This window comes from Vibrio sp. 10N.286.51.C3, assembly GCF_003050065.1.
GTDB classification, from domain to species: Bacteria; Pseudomonadota; Gammaproteobacteria; order Enterobacterales; family Vibrionaceae; genus Vibrio; species Vibrio crassostreae.
Window position 1 is genome coordinate 25116 of sequence record NZ_PIGC01000017.1, and the last position, 11595, is coordinate 36710.

An 11595-nucleotide genomic window follows, 5' to 3' on the forward strand; every position below is an offset into this window, starting at 1 on the left:
TGCTTGAGTGTATATCAATTTGAATCACTTTGCGTTAAACAATTGCCCTGCAATTATTGACCGCGGTGATTAAGAACTGAATCCACTAAGCCGTATTCTACTGCTTGATCAGCAGACATGAAGTTATCACGATCTGTATCGCGCTCAACAACTTCTAGAGGCTGACCCGTGTGCTCTGCCAATAGTTTGTTTAGCTTTTGTTTGATCGTTAGGATCTCTTGCGCGTGAATTTGAATATCAGACGCTTGGCCTTGGAAGCCGCCAAGTGGCTGGTGAATCATTACACGTGAGTTTGGAAGCACGTGACGCTTACCAGGAGTACCACCCGCTAGTAAGAATGCACCCATAGAGCAAGCTTGACCCATACATACTGTGCTCACGTTTGGCTTGATGAACTGCATTGTGTCGTAGATAGACATGCCTGCTGTTACGCTACCGCCAGGTGAGTTGATGTAAAGATAGATATCTTTGTCTGGGTTTTCTGATTCCAAGAAAAGCAGTTGAGCCACGACAAGATTTGCCATGTGGTCTTCCACTTGACCTGTTAAGAAAATGATACGTTCTTTTAATAGACGAGAATAAATATCGTAAGAACGTTCACCACGGGAAGTCTGTTCAACCACCATAGGAACTAGTGCGTCCATAATCGATGGCATTGTATTTTTTTCTTGGTAGCTCATATTCTTATGTCCCTAAAATAAATGGCCCGAATGATTAAATCATACGGACCATTGTTAGCAGAATTGTTGACCGTACGTCAACCTTCTACGTCAGATATTACTATATTAAGCAGGTTGCTGATTCATTAGCTCGTTGAAGCTAACTTCTTTATCAGAAACTTGAGCTTTAGCGATGATTGCATCAATAGCTTGCTCTTCTAGAGCAACATTGCGCATGTTGTTCATCATTTGCTCGTTTTGCTCGTAGTAAGCAATAACTTCTGTTGGATCTTCGTATGCTGTAGCCATCTCTTCGATGATAGCTTTAACTTTCTCGTCGTCAGCTTTTAGCTCTTCAGTCTTGATTACTTCACCAAGAAGAAGACCTACAACTACGCGACGTTTAGCTTGCTCTTCGAACAGCTCACGTGGAAGTTGGTCAGCAGCTTCAGTGTTGCCACCAAAACGTTGAGCAGCTTGTTGACGTAGAACACCGATCTCTTGATCGATAAGAGCAGAAGGTACGTCGATGTTGTTTTCGTTAACTAGACCGTCGATAGCTTGCTCTTTGATGCGGTTCTTAACAGCTTGCTTAAGCTCACGCTCCATGTTCTTACGAACTTCAGCTTTAAGACCTTCAACGCCGTCAGCAGCACCGAACTTAGAAACGAATTCTTCGTTTAGTTCTGGAAGTTCACGAGCTTCAACTTTGTTCAGCTTGATAGAGAACTTAGCTGCTTTACCTTTTAGGTTTTCAGCGTGGTAATCTTCTGGGAAGTTTACGTCGATTTCGAATTCCATACCTGCTGTTTTACCAACGATACCGTCTTCGAAGCCAGGGATCATGCGACCAGCGCCCATCTCTAGTGGGAAGTTCTCAGCTTTGCCGCCTTCAAACTCTTCACCGTCGATAGAACCAACGAAGTCGATAGTTGCACGAGAACCAGCGTCAGCAGCAGCTTCAACTTCAGTCCAAGTCGCTTGTTGCTTACGTAGAGTTTCGATCATCTCTTCAACGTCAGCTTCTTTAACTTCTACTGCTGGTTTCTCAACAGTGATGTTTTCTAGACCTTTCAGCTCAACTTCTGGGTAAACTTCAAAAGTTGCGTTGAATACTAGGTCAGCGCCTTCGTTGTTTTCAACTGGTGCGAAAGTTGGAGCGCCAGCTGGGTTGATTTTCTCTTTAACGATCGCTTCGATGAAGTGACGTTGCATTACTTCGCCCATCACGTCTTGACGTACTGCTTTGCCGTACATTTTAGCAACCATCTTCATTGGCACTTTGCCTTTACGGAAACCATCGAAACGACGGTTTTTCGCGATGTTGCGTAGTTCAGCTGTAACTGCATCTTCGATGTTAGCAGCAGGAACAGTAATATTAAGACGGCGCTCTAGGCCTTCTAGCGTTTCAACAGTAACTTGCATTATATAAACCTCAAAACTGGCTCAGTAATCTGAGCATATGAGCCGTAACTTAGCTTTAATTCAAAAGCCGACGTTGTTGGCTGCATCCTTGTGTAGTGCTCTATCCGAACACCTAATTTAAAATCGAGCATTGATGTCTGAATTGATTATTCAACCAAACACCAGACTAATCAGCGATATCTTCGTTCTTCACACGTCGATTAAAACGCAATAAAGCTTGTTTTCAGAAACAAGAAAGGTATCTCCGATTAGCCTCAGGACAGAAATTTTAGACGCGACATTCTAGCGATCTGTTTAATCTCTGTCGAGCCGTTCACCTCTGCATGATGATGAATGCTCTAAATTCGTCCAACTAAGTGATACAAAAACGATCAAATCATCACTTAGCACAACAGAAATGGGGACAATAGCGACTTTTTCAAGGGAATCGAGGGCTTTTTTTGCTAAAAACCTTAAAAAGAGATCTTGCTCTTGTTTTACCCCTCAGAGTCGATAACTTTTTCAACAATCCCCGTTACAAACCCTTAACCTACACCCATCTGTTCACTCTCTGCTTTCAGCAAAAACTACCGCTATTTGCTACCATAAACGAGAGAAGACAGGCTTGATTGTTTACCAAAGAAATTAGCGGAGAGCCTTCATGTTTCAAGCTTTTAGAATCCCAATACTATTAATGGTCACATACAGTTTACTGATGGTGTTTGGCGGTCATTGGGTGTGGAGCACAAGCCATGAAAGTTTGTTAAATGATCATCAATCTAAGCTAGACCGTTTTTCAGTTCATATTTCAAGTCAATTGGACAAGTTCGCGCACATTCCAGAACTGCTTTCAAAAGACAAAGAGCTGGTCGATGCCCTGCACTCTCCAAGTAACTCTGCGCAAATCGAACTCACTAATCGTTATCTAGAGCACGTAAACTCGGTGATTCAAGCATCCGACACCTACCTACTAGACAGTATCGGTACCACCATCGCAGCCAGTAATTGGAATCAACCGCGTTCTTTTATTCGTCGTAATTTTGCTTTCCGCCCTTACTTTCAAGAAGCGATTCTTGGCAATGAAAATCAATATTTTGCGCTAGGATCAACTTCTGGGAAGCGAGGCTATTATTATTCTTACCCCGTCTCCTATGCCGCCGAGATTATTGGCGTCATTGTTGTAAAGATGGATTTATCGCTGATTGAAGCAAGTTGGAAAGGCAAACAGAGTTTTTTCGTTGCTGACGATAAAGACCAAATCGTATTTATGTCGAGTAACCCTGAATGGCTGTTCAAAAGCCTTCAACCACTAAGCGAAGAACAGCACTCTCAAATTCAAGAAAGCAGACAGTATCTCGATACAAAAATAGAAAGCCTACACTTCTCCGGTGATTTCGAGAGCGCTACTAGCAATATTGAGTCTCAGCACAAGCTCGTCCAAGAACAGTTCTTTAGCTCCTCTCGCTTCTTAGCCGAGCCAAAACTCACCATACGGGTATTTTCTCCGACCCACTTAGTTTGGTGGGACTTGGTTGCTTACCTTGTGGTTCTCAGCCTTATCTTTGCGATTATTTACCTCACAATGCAGCTCAACCACCATCGACAACAAAGACGCGCTCAGATAGATAGGCTGCAATCCGAAGCCAAGCAAAAGCTCGAATTTCAAGTACTCGAACGCACATCAGAGCTGCATGTCGAAATTAAACATCGTATCGAAACCGAACATGTATTGAGGCAAACCCAAGACGAACTCATCCAAGCCGCCAAACTGGCGGTGCTAGGTCAAATGTCGGCGAGCATCAGTCACGAACTAAATAACCCGCTCGCTGCGATTCGCAGTTATGCCGACAATGGCCGACTGTTTCTTGCCAAAGAAAAAACCGATCGTGTCGATGACAATCTATCGCGAATCTCGGCACTCACTGATCGCATGGCGAAAATCAGCCACCAGCTTCGCTCCTTTGCAAAGAAATCCACCGCGGAAGAACTGCACACCTTGCAAATACTCCCTATCTTACATTCATCGAAAGAGCTGATGAAGCCACAGCTCAAGAGTGAACGAGTTAAGGTCAACGAACTCCCTGAAATCTTTGATGCTTGCGTGCTCGCCAACGCTATTCAACTGGAACAGGTGATCATTAACCTGCTGACTAATGCGATTCAGGCGATGGAACAACAAGATGATAAACAATTAGCTATTCTGTTAGAGATTAGGGAGTCCGACCATCAACAAGCCCAGACCTTGCTGATTCATGTCGATGATAATGGTCCCGGCTTCACCTCCCCTTCGAACGGAAACTTTTTTGAACCCTTCCATACCACCAAGAAAAACGGACTTGGACTTGGGCTATCGATTTCTCAACAAATAATCAGCGGAATAAATGGCAAGCTCGTTACAGGAAGCAGCCCTCAAGGTGGTGCTCGATTCAGCATAGAGTTACCCCTTGTTGAACAAGAACAGCAAGCAAAAACGCAGCAATAACCAGAATACAAAGAAGTAAAGGAATAACTATGTGTCACGTCTATTTCATTGATGATGAATCCGATCTGAGAATGGCTATTGAACAGAGCTTCGAGCTCGCCGATATTGATGCCGAATTCTTTCCCGATGCGGAGTCAGCTCTGCTCGCGATTCAAGAAAACGGCTTACCTCACGTGATCATCACTGATATCTGTTTACCGGGTCTGTCTGGGCATGATCTGCTCAACACCGTGATGCACAAAGACAAAGAGATCCCCGTAATTATGATTACTGGTCACGGCGATATTTCGATGGCCGTTCAAGCAATCCAATACGGCGCCTATGACTTCATCGAAAAGCCGTTCGCCAATGAGCGCCTAATCGAAACCACCAAGCGAGCGATAGAAAAACGTCAACTAACCCTCGAGAACCTTGAGTTAAAACGTTCACTCAAGGCCAGCCAAGCGCTTGGCCCAAGGATCATTGGTGACACACAATCAATGACAGAACTGCGGTCTATCATCACTCACGTTGCCGACACCAACGCCGATATTTTGTTATTTGGCGAAACTGGCACAGGCAAAGAATTAGTTGCACGTTCTCTACATGAACAAAGCAGCAGACGAGAACAAAACTTCGTCGCGGTCAACTGCGGCGCGGTCCCTGAAAACCTGATTGAGAGTGAACTGTACGGCCATGAAAAAGGCGCATTCACTGGCGCAGAAAGCAAGCGAGTGGGTAAATTTGAATTTGCTCAAGGCGGAACTCTATTCTTGGATGAAATTGAGTCCATGCCGATGCAAGCACAAATTCGCCTGTTGCGCGTCTTGCAAGAGCGAGTCATCGAAAGGGTTGGATCTAATGGTTTAGTCCCTCTGGACATTCGAGTGATTGCGGCCACTAAAGTCGACTTAAAGAAAGCCGCTGAAGAAGGCACTTTCCGCCAAGATCTCTATTATCGACTTAACGTTGTGACCTTAGACTTGCCGCCGTTAAGAAGCAGACAAGAAGACATCCCAGCCCTGTTCCATCACTTCTTACTGGTTGCTGCGGCGCGTTATGGCAAGACAGCCCCAGCCCTTCCACAAAAGGAACTGCACGCACTTTTGGCTCATGATTGGCCAGGGAATGTACGTGAGCTACGTAACAGCGCTGAACGCTTCATCTTACTCGGAAAACTAGCTCAATTGGGGGATGGTGCGAACTCAGAGATCCATTCAGACGCCAGTATTAGCCTATCGGACCAAGTGTCAGAGTTCGAAAAAGCAGTGATCGAGCGCGCGTTGATTGAGAATGAAGGGAGTATAAAATTAACCATGTCTCAATTAAATGTCCCAAGAAAAACGCTTTACGACAAAATGCAACGCTATCAAATCGACAAAGATAATTTTAAGTAAACAATAGATTTTGAAGTGAAAATTAAGCTACGAAATAAAAGAATCAACAACGAAACAAAACGCAAAGCGCAACTTGATCTGAATGTCTATCGAAACTGGCAGAGATAAGATTCATCTTCCATAATTCATATGTCGACTTTAAGGATAAGTTGCATATGAACGAAAAAACGACCATTCCTGTCATTGTAGATACAGTGCTTATTGATGACCATTATGAAGTAGAAAGAAGATCTGGGCGCGATCGAAGAAAGAAAAAACTGCGCTGGAAAGGCTATGACAGACGCATAAGCGGTACTTTACGGCGCGGGAAAAAGAAAGCGATAGATGAAAAAGTATAACTCTTCATCTATCGCTGTTATTTACATTGAGAATGAAACCGTTCGTTAGACTAGCCGTGTATCTAAACCGCCAACTACTTGGTAATGATCTCCGGCCCCATCAAGGTGGTTGGTAACCATGTTGACACCCAAGGCACGTAAGTGACGATAATCAAGAACAAGAACATTACGCCTACCCAAGGCAGTGCGGCTTTTACCACGTTCATCATCGACATCTTCGCGACACCTGCGGTCACAAACAAATTGAGCCCGACAGGCGGCGTTATCATCCCTATCTCCATGTTCACCACCATCATGATACCTAAGTGAATTGGGTCGATACCGAGTGCAATGGCAATTGGGAATACCAACGGCGCTACGATGATCAGCAAACCTGATGGCTCCATGAACTGCCCACCAATCAAGAGTAGAACATTCACCACAATCAAGAAGGTGATCGGTCCTAAGCCAGCAGAAAGCATAGACTCAGTGATCATTTGAGGAATACGCTCTTCTGTTAGAACATGCTTAAGAATCAATGCGTTGGCAATGATAAACAGCAGCATGATAGTCAGCTTACCCGCATCATAGAGCGTGTCTTTGGTGTCTCTGTGACAAAAGGTTTGGAACACTTTCACCAGCGCAGGCTTGGTATTACTCTTGTCAGCGAAAGGTCCCATATCTTTATAGATAAAGTTGGCTATAAAGAAGGCATAAACCGCTGCAACAGCCGCCGCTTCTGTTGGTGTAAAGATTCCGCCGTAGATACCACCCAGAATGATGACAATCAGTAGCAAGCCCCAACTCGCATCTTTCGCTGCTGCGAACATCTCGCCCCAACCCACAAACGGCTGTGCCGGAATCTTCTTAATACGTGCCGCAATGTAGATAGCTATCATCAACATCACGCCCGCCAACAGGCCAGGAATCACACCGCCTAGGAACATACGACCTACCGATACATCGGTCGCTGCAGCATAAACCACCATCACGATTGACGGTGGAATCAAAATACCCAAGGTACCTGCGTTACAGATAACCCCTGCAGCGAATTCTTTTGTGTAGCCGTTTTTGATCATACCTGCGATAACAATACTACCGATCGCCACTACCGTTGCAGGAGATGAACCAGAAAGGGCTGCGAACATCATACATGCCACAACCGATGCCATAGCCAAACCGCCGCGGAACCAGCCCACCATCGCGATAGCAAAACGAATAATCCGCTTCGCCACACCACCCGTAGACATGAAGCTAGAGGCCAAGATAAAGAAAGGAATCGCTAAGAGTGTGTAGTGGCCTGCAAATGCATTAAACAGCGTTTGTGCGACTGAAGCTAATGACGCATCTGAATGCATCAATAAGAATATTACGCTCGATAAACCGAGGGAAATTGCAATTGGTACACCGACCAACATGAAAGCAATTACCATTAAAAATAGAAATAACATTGCCATGATTAGTCTTCCTTACCGTTAGATTTTGTACCCGACTCGTTCGCTTTGTTCTGCTTAGTCGAATCCAATACTGCTGTCGCGTCTTCATCAGAACCCGCTAAAACATCAGCTTTCAATGCATCCAGCTCTTCTTCGGCTTCGTGTCCTGCAATCATACGGTCAAGCTTGCCTGTTACGACTTGGTAAGCAACTTGAGCAAAACGGAACGTCAGCATTGCCATACCAATCGGCAACGCCATATAAGGAATAAAACGTGGCAGTTTCTCGTATCGCTCGCCTTCATTCAGCCAGTCAGCAAGAAACTGAAGCATCTCTGGCATTGGAATATCGTCGGTCTCGTACCATGCGCGATCGGTCGCGAATGGGTACCAATAATTCCAAGAGCCGATAAGAAGTAGGATTGAGAATGCTAGGCAACTTGTCACGGCGATTAGCGCGTACACTTTGCGTAGCTTTTCTGGGGCAAGGTTGATGATCACATCAACACCAATGTGGAAATGTTTTTTAACACCATAAGATGCGCCGACCAACACCATCCAAGCAAACATGAACACCGTTAATTCCAGTGCCCATAATATGTTGTCATTGAATGCGTATCGAAATACCACATTGGCAAAAGTAAGTAGCGTCATTGCGCCAAGGAAAAATGCGATTAATGACTCTTCAATCACATCCGTAACTCTTCCGACTTTGGAAAAAAGAGAGGTTTCCAGTGCTGATTCGCTAGAATTTGGTTGTTCCATTTGAGGCTTTTCCATAATTGACTCCGCTTATAATTGTTTTAATAAGGAGTGACGAATACTCGCCACTCCCTTAGCGGTATTATTGGTTTGAAGCTAACGCTGCATCGATAAGATCTGAACCGATGTCTTTTTCAAACTTCTTCCATACAGGTTGAAGCGCAACTACCCATGCTTCACGCTGTTCAGGCGTAAGTGTACGAACCTCACCACCAGCTTCGATGATGTTGTTTTTGTTCGCTAGGTTAACTTTTGAAGATTCTGCGTTACGCGTCTCAGACACTTCCTGAACGATAGTACCAAGCTGTGTGCGTACATCTTCAGGTAGGTCTTTCCAGAAGTCGTTTGACGTTACCACTAGGTAATCCAAGATACCGTGATTGGTTTCAGTCACGCCGTCTTGTACTTCAAAGAACTTCTTACCGTAGATGTTTGACCATGTGTTCTCTTGGCCATCGATAACCTTGGTTTGCAGGCCACCGTACACTTCTTTGAAAGACATCTTCTGTGGGTTAGCGCCTAGTTGTTCAAACTGAGCTACCAATACGTCTGATGCTTGAACACGGAATTTCAAACCTTTTGCATCTTCAGGGCTGATAAGAGGTTTGTTCGCCGACATTTGTTTCATGCCGTTGTGCCAGAATGCTAAGCCTTGAAGACCACGACGCTTCATCGCATTCTTCAGTTTTTCACCAGATTCTGAGTTTTGGAAACGGTCGACGGCTTCTACGTCTTCAAATAGGAAAGGAAGGTCAAAAATGCGGTATTTCTTAGTGAATTTCTCAAATTTAGACAGCGAAGGTGCCGCCATTTGAACATCACCATTTAACAGGGCTTCCAGTACCTTATTATCATCGTAAAGTGTCGAGTTAGGGAAAACTTGCATACAAGCTTTACCATTCATTTCAGTGTTTACTCGCTCTTCTAGTAGAGAAGCGGCAATGCCTTTCGGGTGCTTATCGGTATTGGTTACGTGACTGAATTTAATCACGATTTCACCAGGGTCACAGTTTGCAGCAGCATTAAAACTTGTGAGCGCCAGAGCAGATACAGACAGCAGGGTAAGAGGCTTAAACATTATTATTCTCCTTAGTAAACAAAGCAGCCCTTCAATGGGAACTGCGTGCTTTCACTAAGGCAATTAGCGCGCCACATTGACACAAATCATTAACAACCCTTTAACTATAAGGCTTCATGATATCTGCCTGCTGCAATCACCAACTCGCTGCGAAAATCAATGGGTGGGAAATGACACATAGAATATTTGTAAATGGGTGGGAGTTGACCAACGTATTAGTAATGAATAAGGCCGAATGAGGTCTGACCAAAAGCCACATTACCGATGATGCCTTGAAGTAATTTCGACCTATCCTGTAAAGTGCTGCACAACTTAGTCAGATTTACTGATCCACTACTTACCAAGAGTTGCTACCAATGAGTCAGGTCTACCATCACCCAGTACAAATTTACTATGAAGATACCGATCACTCAGGTGTGGTTTATCACCCTAACTTTCTTAAATACTTCGAGCGTGCGCGCGAACATGTCTTGGGCAGCGATAAACTGGCGACCTTGTGGAATGAGCACGGATTAGGTTTTGCGGTGTATAAAGCCAACATGACTTTCCAAGATGGGGTTGAGTTCGCTGAGATTTGCGATATCAGAACCTCTTTTGAACTCGATGGAAAATACAAAACGCTATGGCGACAAGAAGTGTGGCGCAAAGATGCCACTAAGCCTGCTGTGATTGGTGATATTGAAATGGTCTGCCTTGATAAAGACAAGCAACTTCAGCCTGTACCCGCTGAAGTATTAAAAGCGATGCTTGGCGAAACGAGCTAACTTCACCTCACCAAGCTAGCTTAAAAGAGATGAGATGATGGAAAGGTTCTCATCTCTATCTGCATCGGTAGCAAATTTCCGCCGAGCGTAACCGCAAAGCGATACTGCTCATCCAACCGCCCTAAGCAACATTGCCAATCTGTAGAAATATCGGTTTGCTCAGTAACATCCAACCCAACTCCACTGTATATGCTGATTTCACCATGAAATCTAATTTCATCCTGCAACTTTGGTTGAAAATTCGAAGGGTGAATTGGCAATGTTTGCTCCGTCAGATTGGAGAAATCAAACGAAAAGCTTCGCAACGATGTGGCTAGCCCCCTGCCCGTCGCTTTGATATACGACTCCTTCAGCGCCCATAGATCGAAAAAGCGCTCTCTCTGCAGCTCTTTACTAAGTTTAAGTAAATCCGCCAATTCCTTATCTGAAAAATAGTGCTTCATGATTGAATCGATATTGGTCGAGCTTCTTGCATGTTCGATATCGACACCCAGTTGAACTCGCTTCCCTTCTCTCTGGCAAACCGCGACTAACAAATGTTCTTTGCTATGACTGATATTGAAATTCAGGCCGGTTTCTATTTGTTGTTTCTCAATTAATCTTGGCTTCCCTTTCTCACCATATTCAAAGCACCACGCTTCAGGCATCAAATCAGAATAGCTCGACAGCACCTTTCTTAGGTAGTTGCGAACATACAGGGCCTGAATTTGAGATGAAGGCATTCGATAGCGCTCAACTTTGGCTATCTCGTCGGCCGTCAGTCTCTTTTTGAGCTGAGATACAATATCTGGCTGGTCATTCAAGTTACCCAGAGAACATAGCCACAAATCAACAACGGGAGTTTTCATTTAACTCGAACTCACTTCTATAAATCACTCTTCAAAACACGATTGGAACAACCCAATCGAACAAATTTAACTCACCTATGAATTAAGTGGAACCTAGAGAATACGGGAGGGAAACCCCCTTCATATGAGGACTTAAAACTAATTTTTCAAATAATAACAAATTAAAACACAGATCACACTTAGCCTTGCACAAGAGGCATCCATTAAATGTTACTTACAAAAATATGACATAGATCTCACCAACTCAAAATATAGAGCAAAAACACTAAAAAACAACTCATACCCATTAATTATCAATAAGTTAATTAAATTAAAAATACAAAAATCAAAACCATGCCAAATTCATCTGGTCTGAACAGATCATAGTGGCCTCTGGGAGCATTGTATCGACCACTCACCTCGGGTAGCCTGCTCAACCATTAAACAAATTCACACGTTTTCTTTGCGGATACCGACTTGTCGTTTAGTCA

The 11595-nt window shown here is 44.1% G+C and carries 10 protein-coding genes and 1 pseudogene; 4 read left to right on the plus strand and 7 right to left on the minus strand.

Going from position 1 to position 11595, the window contains the following annotated elements; all coding sequences use genetic code 11:
• Positions 1–53 precede the first annotated feature (53 nt).
• From clpP to CWO27_RS23915, 3 genes and pseudogenes are all read right to left on the minus strand, one after another.
• Positions 54–680: an ATP-dependent Clp endopeptidase proteolytic subunit ClpP gene (gene clpP, locus CWO27_RS17360; protein WP_004736080.1), complete on the minus strand. Its 627-nt coding sequence runs from the start codon at positions 678–680 to the stop codon at positions 54–56.
• 105 nt (positions 681–785) lie between these two features.
• Positions 786–2084, minus strand: a complete 1299-nt coding sequence (gene tig, locus CWO27_RS17365) for a trigger factor (protein ID WP_017106221.1) — start codon at positions 2082–2084, stop codon at positions 786–788.
• A 294-nt stretch (positions 2085–2378) separates the two neighbouring features.
• Positions 2379–2561, minus strand: a pseudogene (locus CWO27_RS23915) (hypothetical protein); the annotation flags it as partial.
• Between the two features lie 163 nt (positions 2562–2724).
• Here CWO27_RS23915 and CWO27_RS17370 point away from each other — a divergent pair.
• The 3 genes from CWO27_RS17370 (at position 2725) to CWO27_RS17380 (ending at position 6259) form a co-directional block, all read left to right on the plus strand.
• A complete protein-coding gene (locus tag CWO27_RS17370) occupies positions 2725–4545 on the plus strand; it encodes a sensor histidine kinase (protein WP_102432834.1) in 1821 nt (606 codons plus the stop codon).
• Between the two features lie 29 nt (positions 4546–4574).
• Entirely contained in the window at positions 4575–5921 is a 1347-nt protein-coding gene (locus CWO27_RS17375; protein ID WP_048664260.1) for a sigma-54-dependent transcriptional regulator, read from the plus strand.
• Positions 5922–6076: 155 nt separating this feature from the next.
• Positions 6077–6259, plus strand: a complete 183-nt coding sequence (locus tag CWO27_RS17380; RefSeq protein WP_017106218.1) for a hypothetical protein — start codon at positions 6077–6079, stop codon at positions 6257–6259.
• A 74-nt stretch (positions 6260–6333) separates the two neighbouring features.
• Here CWO27_RS17380 and CWO27_RS17385 read toward each other — a convergent pair whose 3' ends face one another.
• The 3 genes from CWO27_RS17385 to CWO27_RS17395 form a co-directional block, all read right to left on the minus strand.
• A complete protein-coding gene (locus CWO27_RS17385) occupies positions 6334–7695 on the minus strand; it encodes a TRAP transporter large permease (RefSeq protein ID WP_102432835.1) in 1362 nt (453 codons plus the stop codon).
• Positions 7696–7697: 2 nt separating this feature from the next.
• Complete coding sequence (locus CWO27_RS17390) at positions 7698–8453, minus strand: TRAP transporter small permease (protein WP_048661478.1); 756 nt, start codon at positions 8451–8453, stop codon at positions 7698–7700.
• Between the two features lie 64 nt (positions 8454–8517).
• A complete protein-coding gene (locus CWO27_RS17395) occupies positions 8518–9513 on the minus strand; it encodes a TRAP transporter substrate-binding protein (protein ID WP_048661479.1) in 996 nt (331 codons plus the stop codon).
• A 356-nt stretch (positions 9514–9869) separates the two neighbouring features.
• On the opposite strand from CWO27_RS17395, the gene CWO27_RS17400 reads away from it, so the two are divergent.
• Positions 9870–10277: a thioesterase family protein gene (locus CWO27_RS17400; RefSeq protein WP_048661480.1), complete on the plus strand. Its 408-nt coding sequence runs from the start codon at positions 9870–9872 to the stop codon at positions 10275–10277.
• 20 nt (positions 10278–10297) lie between these two features.
• Here the strand turns inward: CWO27_RS17400 and CWO27_RS17405 are convergent, their stop codons facing one another.
• Entirely contained in the window at positions 10298–11125 is an 828-nt protein-coding gene (locus CWO27_RS17405; RefSeq protein ID WP_107899292.1) for a 4'-phosphopantetheinyl transferase family protein, read from the minus strand.
• Positions 11126–11595 lie beyond the last annotated feature (470 nt).